Source organism: Streptomyces sp. NPDC050625, from assembly GCF_040654755.1.
In the GTDB taxonomy this organism is placed as follows: Bacteria; Actinomycetota; Actinomycetes; order Streptomycetales; family Streptomycetaceae; genus Streptomyces.
The window spans coordinates 459,379-476,426 of record NZ_JBFAIQ010000007.1 but is presented as its reverse complement, the minus strand read 5'-3'; the positions used below and the strand labels follow the sequence as shown (position 1 = coordinate 476,426).

Here is a 17,048-nt window from a genome sequence, read left to right as displayed (position 1 = left end):
CCGGATGGGGAGCCGCCCTTTCGTGTGCCGGTGCCGGGTCCGCGGTCAGGCCCGCTGCTCTTTCTTGCTGCCCCACAGCGCCATGTACGCCATGTCGCCGAGGCCGACGATGATGATCGCGGCGATGAGCTGGAAGAGGTGCCGGGTCCAGTCGATGCCCCGGGTCTGCGCGACGCCGAACGCCGCGGCGATCGCGTTGCCGGCGACGGCGCCCAGGATGCCGAAGATCGTGACCAGCCAGAGGGGGCTGTGCTGCTTTCCGGGGATGATCGCCTTGGCGATCAGGCCCAGCACGAATCCGACGATGATCGCCCACAACCAGCCCATGGCTGCCTCCTCGTACGGATCGAGATCGACGTGAGCACTACGGTCAGTCTCGGCTGGTCGGCCGTACGGCGCATGTCGGGTACGGCCGGGCGGATTACGGCCGTACGCCGCAGTGCGCAGGACGTTCGCCCAGGCAGGAGGCGACCCGGTCTCGAAGGCTGCGCAGGCGCGGCGTAACGTTGATGACGGCCCGGCCCGGTTTCCCGACCGTGCGGGGAACGGCTGTGGGCCGGGGAGGGTCCGATGCGGGCGGATGGTGGAATGTGATGCGGAAGCAGCACGGCGGAGGCAACGCCCAGGTGTTCCGGATCACCGGAGCCCGGACGGGCCTGGCCGAGGACGTGCGCGGCCGGCAGCGCCGGTACATCATCTCGATGACGGTCCGCACCATCTCGGTGATCCTCGCGGCGACGCTCTGGAACGTCGAACGGCACGTCGCGATCGTGGCGTTGGTTCTGGGAGCGCTCCTCCCCTATGTCGCCGTGGTGATCGCCAACGCGGGCCGGGAACGGCCGCAGTCCCTCCCGTCGACGTTTGTGGCCGGACCGACGCGGCCGATGATCGCCCCTGCCCGGGCCGAGGACACGCAGGCGGAACCCGTCCCGGAGGATGTGCTGACCGATCCGGCACCGGGGGTCCACGAGAAACGGGCCGATCCGGCGTGACGGCTGCTCGGGGCGGGGTAAACGGAATGCGACCCCGCACCAAGCTCAAGAAAAGCTCAGATCAATCATGCAGTTCCAGTGCCGGGCGACGGGTGACCCATGACATACTGCGTACGCGCTCCGCATCCCCCGTCGGAGCGACGGACCGACGCCGGGCAGCTCCCCCCGTGGCTGCTCGGCGTCGCCTTTTTCCCAGCGCTTTTGCTACAGCGTTTTTCCGCCATTCCCTGTGAGACGAACCCGTGAGTGACGAGACCCCGATCTGCTCCGCCAAGGGCTGCCGCACCGCCGCCGTGTGGGTGCTGGCGTGGAACAACCCGAAGATCCACACCCCGGACCGCCGCAAGACATGGCTGGCTTGCGAGGAGCACCGGGAGCATCTGTCGCAGTTCCTCGGAGTGCGGGGGTTCCTGAAGGACGTCGTCCTGCTGACCGAATGGGAATCGTCGGTCTAGCCCGGTCTAGCCCCCGATCGCCGACATCGGGCGGTCCGGCTGGAGGAACGTCGGGTCGTCCAGGCCGGATCCGGCCTTCTTGCCCCACATCGCCAGGCGCCAGATGCGGGCGATCTCCTCGTCGGGGGCGTCGGAACGCAGGGCCGCGCGCAGGTCCGTCTCCTCCGTGGCGAACAGGCACGTCCGTATCTGGCCGTCGGCCGTCAGCCGGGTCCGGTCGCACGCGGCGCAGAACGGGCGGGTGACGGAGGCGATGACGCCGACGCGGTACGGGCCGCCGTCGACCAGCCAGCGTTCGGCCGGGGCCGAGCCCCGCTCCTCCTGGCCCTCGGGCGTCAGCTCGAAGCGGGTGCGCAGGGAAGCCAGGATGTCCGAGGCCGTCACCATGCCCTCGCGCTTCCAGCCGTGCTGGGCGTCCAGGGGCATCTGCTCGATGAAGCGCAGCTCGTAGGCGTGCTCCATCGCCCAGGCCAGGAGGTCCGGGGCCTCGTCGTCGTTCAGGCCCGGCATCAGGACCGTGTTGATCTTCACCGGGGTGAGGTCCGCCTCGCGGGCGGCCTGCAGGCCCTCGATGACGTCCTTGTGGCGGTCGCGGCGGGAGAGCGCCTTGAAGACGTCCGGGCGGAGGGTGTCGAGGGAGACGTTGACCCGGTCCAGGCCCGCCGTCTTCAGGGCGCCGGCGACGCGCTTCAGGCCGATGCCGTTGGTGGTGAGGGACGTCTTGGGGCGCGGTTCCAGCGCGGCGACGCGCTCGACGATGCCGACCAGTCCGGGGCGCAGCAGGGGTTCGCCGCCGGTGAAGCGGACCTCCTTGATGCCCAGCGTGCGGACCGCGATGTCGATCAGGCGGACGATCTCGTCGTCCGTGAGCAGGTCGGGCTTGGCCAGCCACTGCAGGCCCTCCTCGGGCATGCAGTAGGTGCAGCGCAGATTGCACCGGTCGGTCAGCGAGACCCTCAGGTCGGTTGCCACTCGGCCGTAGGTGTCGATGAGCACGTGGGCCCCCTCCCGGATCCGCGTCGGTCGTCTTCCGTCACCTGCGAGCCTACGTGACACCACTGACACTGGCCGAGGCGCGATACCCCCAGGCACGACACGGCCGTGTCGTAGGACCCTACGATGCCCTCGACGCGGCCGTGTCGTGCGGTGCGCTCAGTGTGCCCCGGTGCCCGTCAGGGACCGCACCTCCAGCTCCGCGTACTTCGCGGAATCCGGCGCCTCCTTCGACAGGAGGGTGCCGACGACGCCGAGCAGGAAGCCGACCGGGATCGAGATGATGCCGGGGTTCTCCAGCGGGAACCAGTGGAAGTCCACGTCCGGGAACATCGACGTGGGCTTGCCGGAGACGACCGGCGAGAACAGGACGAGTCCGACGGCGGTGACCAGGCCGCCGTAGATCGACCACAGGGCGCCGGACGTGGTGAACCTCTTCCAGAAGAGGCTGTAGAGGATCGTCGGCAGGTTGGCGGAGGCGGCGACCGCGAAGGCCAGGGCGACCAGGCCGGCCACGTTCAGGTCACGGGCCAGGGCGCCGAGCAGGATCGAGACGGCGCCGATGCCGACGGTGGCGTACCGGGCCGCGTTGACCTCCTGCTTCTCGCTGGCCTGCCCCTTCTTGATGACATTGGCGTAGATGTCGTGGGCGAACGAGGAGGACGAGGCCAGGGTCAGGCCTGCGACGACCGCGAGGATCGTGGCGAAGGCGACCGCCGAGATGGAGGCGAGCAGGATGGCGCCCCAGTTGGAGTCCACCCCGCCCAGATGCAGGGCCAGCAGCGGCGCCGCCGTGTTGCCCGCCTTGTTGGAGGCGATGATCTCGTCCGGTTTGATCAGCGCCGCCGCGCCGAAGCCCAGGGCGAGGGTCATCAGATAGAAGGCGCCGATGAGGCCGATCGCCCAGATGACCGACTTACGGGCGGCCTTGGCGGTGGGCACGGTGTAGAAGCGAATCAGGATGTGCGGCAGGCCCGCGGTGCCCAGGACCAGGGCGATGCCGAGCGAGAGGAAGTCCAGCTTGGTGGTGCCGGTCGCGCCGTACTTCAGGCCGGGCTCCAGGAACGCGGCGCTCTTGCCGCTGTTGTCGGCCGCCTTGCCGAGCAGATCGGAGACGTTGAAGTGAAACTTCAGCAGGACCAGGAAGGTCAGCAGAATGGCGCCGATGATCAGCAGCACGGCCTTGACCATCTGGACCCAGGTGGTGCCCTTCATGCCGCCGATGGTCACGTACACGATCATCAGCACGCCGACCAGGGCGACGATGCCGACCTTTCCGCCGTCGCTGGTGATGCCCAGCAGCAGGGAGACCAGGACACCCGCGCCCGCCATCTGGGCCAGCAGATAGAAGATGGACACGACGATGGTGGACGTGCCGGCCGCCGTACGGACCGGGCGCTGGCGCATCCGGTAGGCGAGGACGTCGCCCATCGTGTAGCGGCCCGAGTTCCGCAGCGGTTCGGCGACCAGGAGCAGGGCGACGAGCCAGGCGACGAGGAAGCCGATGGAGTACAGGAAGCCGTCGTAGCCGAAGAGGGCGATGGCGCCCGCGATGCCGAGGAAGGACGCGGCCGACATGTAGTCGCCGGAGACGGCGAGACCGTTCTGGAAGCCGGTGAACTGCCGTCCGCCCGCGTAGAAGTCGGCGGCGTCCTTGGTCTGCCGGCCCGCCCAGACGGTGATGACCAGGGTCGCGGCGACGAACACCGCGAACAGGGTGATGATCAGCGGCCGGTGCTCACTGGCCTCGCCGGCCGCCAGCACGCTCTGCTGCGCGATGCTCATGCGCCGCCCTCCATCCGGGACTTGATGGCCGCTGCCTTGGGGTCGAGCTTCGCGGCGGCGTGGCGTGCGTACCACCAGGCGATGAGGAACGTGGTGAGGAACTGGGCGAGGCCCAGGACCAGGGCCACGTTGATGTTGCCGGCCACCTTGGTGCCCATGAAGCCGTCCGCGTAGTTGGAGAGCAGGACGTACAGCAGGTACCAGGCGATGAAGGCGACGGTGAGCGGGAAGGCGAAGGAGCGGTGGGAACGGCGCAGATCACCGAATTCCGCGCTCTGCTGCACCTCGGCGAACTCCTCGCTGGAGGGGAGTTGGTCTTGCGCTTTCGAGGGGGGCGGTGTCTCGGTGGCCACGGAATTCTCCTCGTGCTGCGGGTGGGTGCGACGGGGGAGTCCGATCGTGCTCGTGCTCCCTGTCGAAGGTCCACGGCGCCACGCGAGGACCGGTTCAAGTCCTATGAGTTCTTTCAGAACTCATCTTGACCAAGTCATTGCTGGCCCATGAGACAGGGAGATAGCTTCACCCTGCACCACCCGTCATGTACCCGCCCGAGCACCACCTGTGCCCGGGCGGTTTCGTTTCAGGATGATGTGGAGATCCCATGGCTCATCTGCGCTCCAGACGCCGGCTCGCTCTCGCCGTGCCGGTCGTGCTGTCGCTGACCGCCTCGCTGGGCTTTCTGCCGTCGGCGGCCTCGGCGGCCCCGTCGACGGCCGGGGCGTCCCAGGCGGTGGACGGCCCCCGTCTCGCGTACGTGGTCAACACCCTGACCGACCACAGGATGATCGGGGCTGTGCAGAAGGCGATAGCCGCGAACGGCGGCACCGTCGTCGCGACGTACGACAGGATCGGCGTGATCGTCGTCCACTCCGCGAACCCGGACTTCGGCAAGCAGATGCGCGCCGTGCGCGGGGTGCAGTCGGCCGGTGCCACCCGTACCGCACCGCTGAGCGCCGCGGGGACGACCGACGAGGGCGCGGTGCAGGTCCTGTCGAAGGCGGAGGCCGCGAAGGTCGCGCAGACCTCGACGGCCGGCGAGGAGCCCCTTGAGGCCGACCAGTGGGACCTGCGGGCGATAGGCGCCGACAAGGCCGCCACGATCGACCCCGGCAGCAGGAACGTCACTGTCGGCATCATCGACACCGGTGTCGACGACACACACCCGGACATCGCCCCGAACTTCTCGCCGTCCCAGTCGGCGAACTGTGTGAGCGGCAAGGCCGACACGACGTACGGCGCCTGGCGGCCGGTGGACGCCGACCACTACCACGGCACGCATGTGGCGGGCGAGATAGCCGCGGCCCGCAACGGCATCGGCGTCGCGGGTGTCGCCCCCGGGGTGAAGGTCGCGAGCATCACCGTCGCCCAGCCCGACTCCACGCAGCTGTTCTACCCGGAGAGCGTCGTCTGCGCCTTCGTGTTCGCCGCCGACCACGGCGTGGAGATCACCAACAACAGCTACTACGTTGACCCGTGGCTGTACAACTGCATGGACGACCCCGATCAACGTGCCATCGTCGACGCGGTCAACAGGGCCCAGATGTACGCCCAGCACAAGGGCACGCTCAATGTCGCCTCGGCGGGCAACTCCAACGACGACCTGGACTCGGACGCCCTCGTCGACGAGTCCAGCCCCGACGACTCGACCACCACGACCCGGACGGTCGACCCGCACGAGTGCTTCGACGTGCCGACCCAGCTGCCCGGTGTGGTCACCGTGAGCGCGGTGGGCGTCAAGGGCACCAAGTCGTACTACTCCAGCTACGGCAAGGGCGTCGTCGACGTCGCGGGACCGGGCGGCGACAAGTACCAGATCCCGGACACGCCGTCGAAGAACGGCCGGATCCTGTCCACACTGCCCAACAACCAGTACGGCTTCCTCCAGGGCACCTCGATGGCCTCCCCGCACGTGGCCGCCGTGGCCGCCCTGCTGAAGTCCACCCACCCGCACGCCTCCCCGGCCCAGTTGCAGGCCCTCCTCAAGGCGCAGGCGGACAACCCGGGCTGCCCGACCGACCCGTACGACGGTGACGGCGACGGGGTCGTGGACGCCACCTGCGTCGGCGGCGAGCGCGTCAACGGCTTCTACGGGTTCGGCGTGGTCAACGCGCTGCGCGCGGTCAAGTAGGGCCCGGCTCGCAGGACTTCCCGCACGGCACCACTCGTACCACGAACGAACTGGAGACACAGACACCATGACAGCGCCCCAGTCGCGCTACCGCCGTGCCATGGCGATCCCGGTCGGGATGGCCATGGCGACGGCCCTCGCGTTCCTGCCGAACGTCACGGCGTCCGCGGCCGACGCCACGACGGCGGTGGCCGATGACGCGCCCTCGCTCAGCTATGTCGTCAACGTCGGCCTCGGGCACGGCACTTCCGCGCATGTGAAGAAGGCCATCGCCGAGGCCGGCGGCACGGTCGTGATCTCGTACGACCGGATCGGCGTGATCGTCGTCCACTCGGCGAACCCGGACTTCGCCAAGACCATCCGCACGGTGCCCGGGGTCGACTCGGCCGGTGCCACGCGCAACGCGCCGCTGCCCGCGCAGTCGACCACCGACGTCGGCACCCCGAAGGTGCTGAGCGCCGAGGAGGTCGCGAACGCGCAGGCGGCCGACGGGCAGGACCCGTTGGAGCCGCTGCAGTGGGACCTGCCCGCCATCAAGGCGGACAAGGCACACGAGAAGACCCTCGGCAGCCGGGACGTCACCGTCGCCGTCATCGACACCGGCGTCGACGACACGCACCCCGACATCGCGCCCAACTTCGACCGGGACGCCTCCGCCAACTGCGTGTCGGGCAAGCCGGACACCACCGACGGCTCCTGGCGGCCCAGCGCTGCGGAGAGCCCGCACGGCACGCATGTGGCGGGCGAGATCGCGGGTGCCAAGAACGGCGTCGGCATCACCGGTGTCGCGCCCGGCGTCAAGGTCGCCGGCATCAAGGTGTCCACCACCGCCGGCTACTTCTACACGGAGGCCGTGGTCTGCGGCTTCATGTGGGCGGCCGACCACGACGTGGACGTGACCAACAACAGCTATTACACCGACCCGTGGTACTTCAACTGCAAGGACGACCCGGACCAGAAGGCGCTCGTCGACGCCATCACCCGGGCCTCCCGCTATGCGGAGAAGAAGGGCACGGTCAACGTCGCGGCGGCGGGCAACGAGAGCTACGACCTCGCGTCCGACTCGATCACCGACCCGGTCTCGCCGAACGACGGCACCCCGTCGGACCGGGTGATCGACCCGCACAAGTGCTACGACATACCGACCCAGCTGCCGGGTGTCGTCACGGTCGCGGCGACCGGCGCCAAGGGCATCAAGTCGTCGTTCTCCAACTACGGCCTCGGGGTCATCGACATCGCCGCGCCCGGCGGTGACTCGACGGCCTACCAGAAGCCGGAGCCCCCGGCGACCAGTGGTCTGATCCTGGGCCCGCTGCCGGGCGGCAGGTGGGGCTACATGGCGGGTACGTCGATGGCGACCCCGCATGTCGTGGGTGTGGCCGCATTGATCAAGTCAACCCATCCGCATGCCCCGGCGGCGCTGGTGAAGGCACTGCTGTACGCCGAGGCGGACGCCACGCCGTGCACGGACCCGTACGACATCAACGGCGACGGCAAGGTCGACGCGGTGTGCGAGGGCGTGAAGAACCACAACGGCTTCTACGGTTGGGGCACGGCGGACGCACTGGCCGCGGTGACCAAGTAGGGCCTTGATCCAGGTGAGCGGGCCGGGCCGGTGTCCGGCCCGCTCACCCGTGCGGCATGATCTGCGCCATGGAGCTGTACCAAGACCCGATGGCCTGGGAACCCGAACCGGTCCGTCCCAAGCACCAGTTGGTGCTCCGCTTCCTGGCCACGGTCGCGTACCCCCCGCGTCGTGGGCCTTCCTCTTCGCCGTGGGGCTGGTGGCCGAGGTGATCGCCGCGTTCAGCGACTCCGAGCGGTGGTTCAGCAGGTTCATGGACCGGGTGCTGGAACGGACGATGAGGCTGCCCTCCTGGTGCGTCACCTGGCCCGAGCTGCGACACGAGGGCGACAGCGACTACTACCGCGCGCGGGTCGACAGGTGCGTCTCCCACTGGACCGAGCTCGCTTCGAAGCCGGTGGAGCCCAAGAAGCCACGACCGCCGGTCGAGTGCGAGATACCACTGCGCGACTACCGGGGCGTGGGCGGCCGGTACGTTGCCGAAGTGGCGCTCGCGCAGGGCTGGGAACTGCGCTTCTCGGCCGTGAGCGAGGCGGTACGTCTGCAGTGGACTGCCGCCACCAAGGTTGATTGAATCAATACTGCATAGTGCAGTCATGACTGCAATCAAGTCCGCCTGGGACGGATTGGGCGGCGATCCCGCTCTGCTCTCGCGTGTGTCGACCGTCGTACGCCGGGGCGCGCTCGAAGCGAGGCTGCCCGTCAGGGAGTTGGCGCGCTCCTGTGTGGGCGCCTGTGCGCTGGCCGCCGCCGAGCTGGGTGCGCGACGGGCCGGGCTCGCCGAGGTGCCGGAGGTCCGGGTCGACGACGCGGCGGTCGCGGCCGCCTTCCACAGTGAGCGGCTGCTGCGGGTGGACGGGCGGGCGCCGGTCGTCTTCGCGCCGCTGTCGCGGTTCTGGCGGACCGCGGACGGCTGGGTGCGCACCCACGCCAACTATCCGCACCACCAGGCACGGCTGCTGGGCGCACTGGGGCTGCCGCAGGACGCCCCGGCCCCGGTGGCGGACATCGCCGCCCGGCTCGCAGGGCGGTCCGCCCTGGAGGTGGAGGAGACGGTGTACCGCGCGGGCGGCCTCGCCGTCGCCCTGCGCACGCCCGAGGAGTGGGCCGCGCACGAGCAGTCCGCCGCGCTGGGACGGCGGCCGCTGGTGGAACGCGAGCGGCTGGACCAGGCACCCGCGCGCATGCTCGCGCCGGTCGAGGGCACCCCCCTGCTGCCGGCCGCCGGACTACGGGTGCTGGACCTGACCCGGGTCCTCGCGGGCCCCGTCGCCACCCGCACGCTCGCCCTGCTCGGCGCGGACGTGCTGCGCGTGGACGCCCCGCGGCTGCCCGAACTCCCCGACCAGCACGCGGACACGGACATCGGGAAGCGTTCGGCGACGCTGGACCTCGCCACCGAGTGCACGGTCTTCGAGGAGCTGCTGGCCGAGGCGGACGTCGTGGTCACCGGCTACCGGCCGGGCTCCCTGGACCGCTTCGGGCTGTCCCCGGAGTCGCTCACCGAGCGGCGGCCCGGGCTGGTCGTGGCGCAGGTGTCGGCATGGGGCGCGTACGGGCCGTGGGGCGGGCGGCGGGGCTTCGACAGCCTGGTGCAGGTCGCGACCGGCATCGCCGCGATCGAGGGAGCGGCCGGGCAGCCCGGCGCCCTGCCCGCGCAGGCCCTGGACCACGGCACGGGCTATCTGCTGGCGGCCGCGGTGCTGCGGGCGCTGACGGAGCAGTCGTACGACGGCGGCAGCCGGTTCGTGCGGCTGGCGCTGGCCCGGACCGGGGTCTGGCTGACGCACGGGATCGAGCACGGCCCGGCGGGCGACACAGCCCACGACGCACGACCCCGGCTCGCCGAACGGGACAGCGTGCTGGGACGGCTGCGGTACGCCCCGCCACCGGTGTCCTTCGCCGGCGGACCGGCCGACTGGGCGCGGCCGCCGGGCGTCTGGGGGGCGGACGCGCCCCGGTGGTTCTGAGCGCCCCGGTGGTTCTGAGCGCAGGGGTGGCCGGAAACGTATCAGTGGGCGGAACGCCCATCCCCCGGTTGCTTTCCTTTGCTTGCCCCGTTTTGTGACCACTGGCGAGGATCCAGGGGTGACGTTGATACGACCGACCGCGAAGGCGGACGGCGAGAGCCCGGCCGGCCGCCGGACCGCAGTGCTCCGGGCCGCCGCCGTCCTGGCCCTCGTGACGCTCGCCGCGCCGATATCCCTGCTGGGGCCGTCCGCCGCGCTGCACGGCACCGGTGAGGCGTCCGCGCCCGGCGTGGGCGGCATAGCCCTGCTGCGCACGGCGCTGTTCACCGCCCTGTGCATACCGGTGGGCGAGCTGTCGGTGAACCGGCTGGCCCAGCGGCTGCCCGGCGCTCCCCCGGACACACCGCGCAGCTGGTCCCCGTACGCGGCCGCGACGGGTTTCGTCGCCGCGCTCGGCCTCGCCTCGGTCGTGGCGACCGGAAACCTGGTACCGCACAGCCTGTCCCAGATCGACGTCGGGGGACTGTACTCCACGCGCGACGGCGCACTCGCGCTGATCGAGGTCAACGCGTTCTTCGTCGCCGGTCTGTGCGCCCTCTCGCGCCGGCCCGGCACCCAGGTCTGGCCCCTGGCCGCGGTCGTCCTCGCGGAGGCCCTGCGCGCGCACCCCACGACGGAGCACGGCCCGCTGGTCGGCTCGGGCCTGACGCTCGTGCACCTGACGTGTGCGGCCCTGTGGGCGGGCGCCCTGCTGCACGTGCTGCGGACGCTGCGGCTCTGGCCCGGTCGCGGTGGCGAGGCGGGCGCCGCGCTGCTGGGGCTCTACGCGCGCGTGGCCGCCGTGCTGCTCGCGGCGATCACCGCCACCGGCGTGTGGAGCGCCCTGCGCCGGATGCCGGCGGACACGGTGCTGCACCAGCTGACGGCGACCGCCTACGGTCGCGCCCTGCTCGCCAAGGTGATCCTCGTGGCCGTGGTCGCCCTGCTCGCCCTGTGGGCGCGGATCCGGCTGCGCCGGGCGCCCGACCCGCTGACCGCGTGCGTGCCCGCACGGGCCGAGGTCGTCGCGCTCGGCGTCGTCGTCACGGTGTCGGGGCTGCTGACGGCGCTGCCGCTGCCGATCCGCTGGTGACCGGCCGCCGGCTCAGTTGGTGACGAGGACCTTGAGCGCGGTGCGCTCGTCCATCGCCTTGTAGCCGTCCGGTACGCCCTCCAGGCCGACCGTCAGGTCGAAGACCGGCGACGGGTCGACGGTGCCGTCCAGGACGTCGGGCAGCAGCTCGGGGATGTACGCGCGAACCGGTGCGACACCGCCGCGCAGCCCGATGTTGCGGTCGAACATGACGCCGAGGTCGAGGCCGGTGCCGCTGCCGTGCGGCACGCCGACGAAGCCGATCGCGCCTCCGTCACGGGTGATGTCGACCGCCGTGCGCATCGACTGCTCGGTGCCGACGGCCTCGACGACGGCGTGCGCGCCCTGGCCGCGGGTTAGTTCACGGACCGCCTCGACGGCCGCGTCACCGCGCTCGGCGACGACGTCCGTGGCGCCGAAGCGGCGGGCGATGTCGGTACGGACCTGGTGGCGGCCGAGCGCGATGATCCGTTCGGCGCCGAGGCGCTTGGCGGCCAGCACGGCGCACAGGCCGACGGCGCCGTCCCCGACGACGGCGACGGTGGCGCCGGGCCGGGCACCCGCGCCGACGGCGGCGTGGTGGCCGGTGCCGAGCACGTCGGACAGGGTCAGCAGGGCGGACAGCAGGTGGTCGTCGGAGGCCGCGTCCTTGGGCAGCCGGACGAGGGTGCCGTCGGCGAACGGGACGCGCACGGCCTCGCCCTGGCCGCCGTCGTAGCCGACGGAGCCCCAGAAGCCGCCGTGCTCGCAGGACGTCGTCAGGCCCTCGCGGCAGTAGTCGCAGACGCCGTCGGACCACATGAAGGGGGCGACCACGAGGTCACCGCGGCGCACCGTGCTCACCTCGGAACCGGTCTCCTCGACGACGCCGAGGAACTCGTGGCCGATCCGCTGTCCCGGCTGCCGGGCCGCCTCGCCACGGTACGCCCACAGGTCGCTGCCGCAGATGCAGGCACGGAGCACGCGCACCACGGCGTCGGTGGGCAGCTGCACCACGGGCTCGGGAACGTCCTCCACGCGCATGTCGTACGGGGCGTGGATGGTGGTGGCGCGCATGGCGAGGGGTCCTTCTCTGATCCGCGGTTCCGGGTGCGCTCAGGGGGTGGTCGAGCGCACTTCACGGTACGCCGCCGCCGGCGCGCGCCGCTCGCCGAGGGTCCCCCGGACCAGCAGGAACTGTGCCAGGGCATAGGTGAGCATGATCCAGAGGTCGGGCCGGGGCGGCTGCGGCCAGTCGGCGATGCCCGTCGCGATGAGCGTGTCGGAGAGCATGAAGAGCGCACCGCCGAGGCCGGCGACGAGGCCGAGCCGGACGGCCGCGCCGTACGCCATGGCGGTCAGCAGGGCGCTGTAGCAGGCGACGGGGACACGGAGGACGGCCGGCAGGTCCGGCCACAGGAGGGCGGCCGTGACGACGAGGACGACGGCATAGGCGGGGGCCAGAAGTCCGCCACGCGCGCGTGAGGGGCCGTAACCGCGGAAGAGGGCCAGGTAGCAGACGTGTCCCGCCGCGAAGCAGGCCATGCCGGCCATGAAGGCGGGCTGCGCGTCCGACAGGAGCAGGACGTCTCCGCCCCAGCCGCACAGCAGGGCGGCGACCAGGAGGCGAGGGGCGCCGCAGAGGGCCGCGTGGGCGGCGAGCAGGAGCATCAGCAGAGGCTTGGCCACCGTGTGCCCGATGTCGGACCCCACGGCGAGGGACACGAGGTCGGCGACGGTGGCCAGGGCGAAGGCGGCGAGCAGGGCACGGGACTGTCTCACGCGGTCACGGTCTCCTCGGCCGCGTCCGCCACCGGCGCCGGCTGCCAGCCCGGCCCGCCGAACACCCGTCCCGCGCGCTCCCGCCAACTGCCCGCCGCCTTGAGGTCCTTGGCGATAGCGACGTACTCGTGCGTGGCGACCTTGATCGGGTTGAACGTGTTGATGTTCTTGGTCAACCCGTACACGGGTCGCTCGACCTCGGGCACGAACGACCCGAAGAGCCGGTCCCAGACGATGAGGATCCCGCCGAAGTTGCGGTCCAGATAGCCGCCCTGGGAGGCGTGGTGCACCCGGTGGTGCGAGGGCGTGTTGAACACGAATTCGTACCAGCGGGGCAGTTTGTCGATCCGCTCCGTGTGGATCCAGAACTGGTAGACGAGGCTCACCGAGGAGCAGAAGGCGACGGCGGCCGGGTGCACGCCTGCGGCGACCAGCGGGACGTAGAACGGCCAGGAGGTGAGGCTCGTCCAGGGCTGGCGCAGCGCGGTGCTGAGGTTGAACTTCCTGCTGGAGTGGTGCACGACGTGACAGGCCCACAGGATGCGGATGACGTGGTGGCCGCGGTGGGACCAGTAGTAGAAGAAGTCCTGCGCGAGCAGCATCAGCGGCACCGTCCACCACAGGACGGGCACGCGCAGCGGGGTGAGCGCGTAGAGGGCCGAGTAGATCGCGACGATCGGGATCTTCCACATGGCGTCGAAGAACAGGCTGCCGAGTCCCATGGAGAGGCTGGCCGCGGTGTCCTTCGGCGCGTATCCGGCCGTCTCCTCGTCGGGATGGAGGCGGAGGCTGATCATCTCGACGACGGTGAGCAGTACGAAGGCCGGTATGGACCACAGCACTACATCGGGGAGGTTCGGCATGCGTGCACCGTAGGGCCGCCCGTGGGCCGCGCCTAGAGGTTGCTACCCACAAGTATTACCGGGGGTACGCGCTTGCTTGTTATCGATCTCCACCAAAGGGATCCGCAGGGCGGCCCATCCGCGGGACGGTCTAGACGCCGGCCGCCCCCAGCAGGCTTCCGGCGGCGTAGGTGACCCCCATGGCCAGCGCCCCGCCCGCCACGTTCCGCAGGACCGCACGCCTCGGGTCGGCCGCGCCGAGGCGGGCGCTGCTCCAGCCGGTGATGACGAGCGCGGCCAGCACGGACACCACGGTGACCGCGAGCCGTACCTGGGCCGGCGGCAGGACGATGGCGAGCAGCGGCAGCAGGGCGCCGACGGTGAAGGCCAGAAAGCTCGCCCAGGCCGCGTGCCAGGGATTGGTCAAATCGTCCGGGTCGATACCGAGCTCCACGCGCGCGTGGGCCCTCAGCGCGTCCCGTTCCGTCAGCTGGACCGCCGCCTCCCGCGCGACGTCCCGGGTGAGCCCGCGCTCCTCCAGCAGCCCGGTCAGCTCCTCCAGTTCGGCGTCCGGCTGCTCCCTCAGCTCCCGCTTCTCCATGGCCAGCGCCGCCAGTTCCGAGTCGCGCTGGGTGGACACGGACACATACTCGCCCGCCGCCATCGACATCGACCCGGCGAGCAGCCCGGCCAGGCCCGCCGTGAGCAGGGCGGCCCGGTCGTCCGTCGCCCCGGCCACACCGACGACGAGGCCCGCGGTGGACACGATGCCGTCGTTCGCGCCCAGTACCCCGGCCCGCAGCCAGTTCAGCCGGGAGCCGAGGGCCCCGCTGTGCGCCTCGTCATGGGTTGGTTCGGTCATATGACCGAGGATCGCACCTTGGGTGTCACCAGACCCGTACCGACGCTCCCCGCGCGAACACCGGGCTCGTCGCGTCCGCCGGCGGCTCTGCCAGGGGCTCGGCCAGCTCCTCGACCGTGGGGCCCGCCTTCGCCGCGATCGCATCGAGGAGGTCGAGGTCGAAGCCGTACACCCGGGCGGCGTTGCCGCCGAGCATCGCGGCGACCTCGTCCCGTGGCACGCCCGCGAACGCGAAGCGCAGTCCTTCCCGGGAGTAGGGGTAGGTGCCCTCGTCGTGCGGGTAGTCGCTGCCCCACATGATCTTGTCGAGGCCGATGCGGTCGCGCAGCGGCACCTCGTGCGGGCGCATGAAGCTCGCGCCGACGAAGCAGTTGTCGCGCCACACCCGGGACGGTGCGGCGCCCATGCCGGCCGCGAGGCCCGCACCGAACTTGGCCTCGGCCGTGGCCGCCCGCGCCGCCGCCGCGACCATGCGGCCGTGGTAGTAGTCCAGCATGTCGAGCACACCGGGGATCCAGCCCGAACCCTGCTCGGTCAGGACCAGCTTCAGCCCCGGGTGACGGCGGAAGGCGCCGCCGAAGACGAGGTGCCACAGCGCGCGGTGGGAGAACCAGGTCGTCTCGACCATGAAGACCGCGCGGGCGGCCGGTTCGTCGCCGAGCGGCGGGGAGGCCGAGCCCGCGTGGTGGTTGACGGGGACGCCGAGTTCCGCGCAGACGGCCCAGATCGGGTCGTACGCCTTCGAGTACAGCTCGGGCAGGCCGGAGCCGGGCGGTGTGCCGGGCAGCATCGGGCCGCCCCTGAGGCCCGCCGCCACCGCCCACCGGATCTCCTTCACGGCCTCCTCGACATCGCCCAGGAGGATCTGGAAGACGCCCGCCCGGCGGCCCGGCGCGGCCGCGCAGAAGTCCGCCAGCCAGCGGTTGTGGGCGCGCAGTCCCGCCCAGCGCAGCTCGAACTCCGCCGCGGTCGGTGCCGGGGCCATCAGCGAGCCGGAGGGGAAGAACGGCGGGATGGTGTTCGGGAAGACGACCTCGGCGACGATGCCGTCCCGTTCCAGTTCCGCGAGGCGGCGCTCGGAGTTCCAGTTCCTGTCGGCCGTGTCGGCGAGCAGGTCCTCGTAGGGGTTGACGTAGGTGGCCGCCCACGCGTCGAACGCGTCGTGGTGGCACTTGTCCAAGTAGGGCCGGTAGTCGAGCAGATCGGCGCCCGCGTGGCAGTCGGCCGAGATCACCGTGTAGCGGTCGTCGCTCATGGCGTCACCCCCAGGACCGGGAAGTCGTTGTCGGTCAGCCAGTGGCGGCCCGCCGCGCGCGAGCGTGCCCAGGACGCCTCGACGGCCGCCTGGTCGTCCGGCTGGCCGAGGTCGGCGGGCGTGGGGCCGATGCGGCGGGCCAGCGGGGTGAGCCGCTCGACGTCGAAGCCGAAGACGTCGGCCGCCGCCAGGCCCAGCATGCGGCGCGTCTCGGTGACCGGGATGTCGTGGAAGGTGCGCCGCAGCCACGCGCGCGTGTCGGGCCAGGTGCCCTCGGGATGCGGGAAGTCGCTGCCCCACAGGATGTTGTCGACGCCGATCTCATAGCGCTGGGCGAGTTCGCGGCGCTTGGTGTTGGTCGCGCAGATGAAGACCTGGCGGTCGAGGTACTCGTGCGGCGGGCGTTTCAGCTCCTCGAAGGGGGAGAGCTTCTTGCCGCCGTGCGCGCCGAGGTAGAGCCGGTCCATGAACCACAGCAGGTTGGGCAGCCACCAGCAGCCCGACTCGGCGACCCCGAACCGCAGGCCGGGGTGCCGCTCGAACACGCCCGACCACAGCAGGAACCAGAGCGGCCGCGCGGGCCACCAGGTGACCTCGGCGACATAGATGCCCAGGTGGTCGCCGTACTCGTGGCGCGGGGCCGCGCCGGAGTGGGTGAGCACGGGCATCCCGCACTCGGCGGCCGCCGCCCACACGGGGTCGTAACGGCGGTCGTGGTAGGGCTTCTTGTCGACCCACATGGAGGGGATCATCAGGGCGCCGAGGCCCGACTCCCTGGCCCGGTGGACCTCGGCGACGACGTCGGGGACCTCGCCGGTGATCGGCAACAGGGCGACTCCGCAGTGCCGTTCGGGGTGCTGCGACACGAAGTCCGCCAGCCAGCGGTTGTGCGCCCGCGCGCCCGCCATGCCCAGCTCCGGGTCCTGGTCGCCGGACAGCCCCAGGCCGACCCCGAAGGGTGCGGCCGTGCCGCTGTCCACGGCGTCGGCGTCCGGGAAGACCACCTCGGCGGCCACCCCGTCCCCGTCGAGCTCCTTCAGGCGCTGCGCGGAGTCCCAACCGCCGCGCAGCCCCTCCTGGTTGTCCTGAAACCACTTGCTCGCGAACGCCTCGTTGCGGATGCCGAGCCGGGTCATCTCCTCGCGGCGCCGGTCGCGGCCCGCGAGGAACTCGTCGAAGTCCCGGTGGAAGCGGGAGTCCAGATAGGGCCGGTACTCCTCGGTGGGCAGCCCGGCGTGGCAGTCGGAGGAGATGATCAGGTACGGGTCCTGGCCGGTCACGTCGGCCT

Annotated in this window: 17 protein-coding genes; 7 read left to right on the top strand and 10 right to left on the bottom strand. The window is 71.2% G+C overall.

Features of this window, described 5'->3' with window-relative positions; translation table 11 throughout:
• Window positions 1–45 precede the first annotated feature (45 nt).
• The gene (locus AB0I54_RS20230) at window positions 46–327 is read right to left on the bottom strand and encodes a GlsB/YeaQ/YmgE family stress response membrane protein (RefSeq protein ID WP_363297393.1); all 282 of its coding nucleotides are present in this window, start codon (window positions 325–327) and stop codon (window positions 46–48) included.
• Window positions 328–593: 266 nt separating this feature from the next.
• Between AB0I54_RS20230 and AB0I54_RS20225 the strand changes: the two genes are divergently transcribed.
• Together AB0I54_RS20225 and AB0I54_RS20220 are read left to right on the top strand one after the other, a co-directional pair.
• Window positions 594–992 carry a DUF3099 domain-containing protein gene (locus AB0I54_RS20225; RefSeq protein ID WP_363297392.1) on the top strand — a complete coding sequence of 133 codons (399 nt, stop codon included), beginning with the start codon at window positions 594–596 and terminating at the stop codon, window positions 990–992.
• 242 nt (window positions 993–1,234) lie between these two features.
• Window positions 1,235–1,447 (top strand): hypothetical protein, encoded by a 213-nt coding sequence (locus AB0I54_RS20220; RefSeq protein ID WP_363297391.1) that lies wholly within the window; start codon window positions 1,235–1,237, stop codon window positions 1,445–1,447.
• A 6-nt stretch (window positions 1,448–1,453) separates the two neighbouring features.
• On the opposite strand, the gene moaA is transcribed toward AB0I54_RS20220, so the two are convergent.
• The 3 genes from moaA to AB0I54_RS20205 all read right to left on the bottom strand — a co-directional run bounded on the left by moaA (window position 1,454) and on the right by AB0I54_RS20205 (window position 4,578).
• Complete coding sequence (gene moaA, locus AB0I54_RS20215) at window positions 1,454–2,443, bottom strand: GTP 3',8-cyclase MoaA (RefSeq protein ID WP_363297389.1); 990 nt, start codon at window positions 2,441–2,443, stop codon at window positions 1,454–1,456.
• Window positions 2,444–2,599: 156 nt separating this feature from the next.
• Window positions 2,600–4,225, bottom strand: a complete 1,626-nt coding sequence (locus AB0I54_RS20210; RefSeq protein ID WP_363297388.1) for a cation acetate symporter — start codon at window positions 4,223–4,225, stop codon at window positions 2,600–2,602.
• Window positions 4,222–4,578: a DUF485 domain-containing protein gene (locus tag AB0I54_RS20205; protein WP_363297387.1), complete on the bottom strand. Its 357-nt coding sequence runs from the start codon at window positions 4,576–4,578 to the stop codon at window positions 4,222–4,224. The genes AB0I54_RS20210 and AB0I54_RS20205 overlap by 4 nt, the downstream gene beginning before the upstream one ends.
• 248 nt (window positions 4,579–4,826) lie before the next feature.
• Between AB0I54_RS20205 and AB0I54_RS20200 the strand changes: the two genes are divergently transcribed.
• The 5 genes from AB0I54_RS20200 to AB0I54_RS20180 all read left to right on the top strand — a co-directional run bounded on the left by AB0I54_RS20200 (window position 4,827) and on the right by AB0I54_RS20180 (window position 11,040).
• Window positions 4,827–6,353, top strand: coding sequence for a S8 family serine peptidase (locus AB0I54_RS20200; protein ID WP_363297385.1), 1,527 nt, complete (start codon window positions 4,827–4,829; stop codon window positions 6,351–6,353).
• Between the two features lie 67 nt (window positions 6,354–6,420).
• Window positions 6,421–7,938, top strand: coding sequence for a S8 family serine peptidase (locus AB0I54_RS20195; RefSeq protein WP_363297384.1), 1,518 nt, complete (start codon window positions 6,421–6,423; stop codon window positions 7,936–7,938).
• A 199-nt stretch (window positions 7,939–8,137) separates the two neighbouring features.
• A complete protein-coding gene (locus tag AB0I54_RS20190; protein WP_363297383.1) occupies window positions 8,138–8,512 on the top strand; it encodes a hypothetical protein in 375 nt (124 codons plus the stop codon).
• Between the two features lie 22 nt (window positions 8,513–8,534).
• A complete protein-coding gene (locus AB0I54_RS20185) occupies window positions 8,535–9,908 on the top strand; it encodes a CoA transferase (protein ID WP_363297382.1) in 1,374 nt (457 codons plus the stop codon).
• Between the two features lie 127 nt (window positions 9,909–10,035).
• Window positions 10,036–11,040 (top strand): CopD family protein, encoded by a 1,005-nt coding sequence (locus AB0I54_RS20180; protein WP_363297444.1) that lies wholly within the window; start codon window positions 10,036–10,038, stop codon window positions 11,038–11,040.
• A 12-nt stretch (window positions 11,041–11,052) separates the two neighbouring features.
• On the opposite strand, the gene AB0I54_RS20175 is transcribed toward AB0I54_RS20180, so the two are convergent.
• From AB0I54_RS20175 to AB0I54_RS20150, 6 genes are all read right to left on the bottom strand, one after another.
• On the bottom strand, window positions 11,053–12,096 hold the full coding sequence (locus AB0I54_RS20175) for a zinc-dependent alcohol dehydrogenase family protein (RefSeq protein ID WP_363297381.1): 1,044 nt from the start codon (window positions 12,094–12,096) through the stop codon (window positions 11,053–11,055).
• Between the two features lie 39 nt (window positions 12,097–12,135).
• Window positions 12,136–12,801 (bottom strand): lysoplasmalogenase, encoded by a 666-nt coding sequence (locus AB0I54_RS20170; RefSeq protein WP_363297380.1) that lies wholly within the window; start codon window positions 12,799–12,801, stop codon window positions 12,136–12,138.
• A complete protein-coding gene (locus tag AB0I54_RS20165) occupies window positions 12,798–13,664 on the bottom strand; it encodes a sterol desaturase family protein (RefSeq protein ID WP_363297379.1) in 867 nt (288 codons plus the stop codon). The genes AB0I54_RS20170 and AB0I54_RS20165 overlap by 4 nt, the downstream gene beginning before the upstream one ends.
• Before the next feature lie 130 nt (window positions 13,665–13,794).
• Window positions 13,795–14,505, bottom strand: a complete 711-nt coding sequence (locus tag AB0I54_RS20160; RefSeq protein ID WP_363297378.1) for a VIT family protein — start codon at window positions 14,503–14,505, stop codon at window positions 13,795–13,797.
• A 25-nt stretch (window positions 14,506–14,530) separates the two neighbouring features.
• On the bottom strand, window positions 14,531–15,760 hold the full coding sequence (locus tag AB0I54_RS20155) for an amidohydrolase family protein (protein WP_363297377.1): 1,230 nt from the start codon (window positions 15,758–15,760) through the stop codon (window positions 14,531–14,533).
• Window positions 15,757–17,040 carry an amidohydrolase family protein gene (locus tag AB0I54_RS20150; protein WP_363297376.1) on the bottom strand — a complete coding sequence of 428 codons (1,284 nt, stop codon included), beginning with the start codon at window positions 17,038–17,040 and terminating at the stop codon, window positions 15,757–15,759. The genes AB0I54_RS20155 and AB0I54_RS20150 overlap by 4 nt, the downstream gene beginning before the upstream one ends.
• Window positions 17,041–17,048: the final 8 nt, after the last annotated feature.

Bases quoted from the DNA above. Each gene is read 5' to 3' on its own strand.
- AB0I54_RS20230 (WP_363297393.1), bottom strand. From the start codon at position 327: ATGGGCTGGTTGTGGGCGATCATCGTCGGATTCGTGCTGGGCCTGATC.
- AB0I54_RS20225 (WP_363297392.1), top strand. From the start codon at position 594: ATGCGGAAGCAGCACGGCGGAGGCAACGCCCAGGTGTTCCGGATCACC.
- AB0I54_RS20210 (WP_363297388.1), bottom strand. From the start codon at position 4,225: ATGAGCATCGCGCAGCAGAGCGTGCTGGCGGCCGGCGAGGCCAGTGAG.
- AB0I54_RS20200 (WP_363297385.1), top strand. From the start codon at position 4,827: ATGGCTCATCTGCGCTCCAGACGCCGGCTCGCTCTCGCCGTGCCGGTC.
- AB0I54_RS20195 (WP_363297384.1), top strand. From the start codon at position 6,421: ATGACAGCGCCCCAGTCGCGCTACCGCCGTGCCATGGCGATCCCGGTC.
- AB0I54_RS20185 (WP_363297382.1), top strand. From the start codon at position 8,535: ATGACTGCAATCAAGTCCGCCTGGGACGGATTGGGCGGCGATCCCGCT.
- AB0I54_RS20175 (WP_363297381.1), bottom strand. From the start codon at position 12,096: ATGCGCGCCACCACCATCCACGCCCCGTACGACATGCGCGTGGAGGAC.
- AB0I54_RS20165 (WP_363297379.1), bottom strand. From the start codon at position 13,664: ATGCCGAACCTCCCCGATGTAGTGCTGTGGTCCATACCGGCCTTCGTA.
- AB0I54_RS20160 (WP_363297378.1), bottom strand. From the start codon at position 14,505: ATGACCGAACCAACCCATGACGAGGCGCACAGCGGGGCCCTCGGCTCC.
- AB0I54_RS20155 (WP_363297377.1), bottom strand. From the start codon at position 15,760: ATGAGCGACGACCGCTACACGGTGATCTCGGCCGACTGCCACGCGGGC.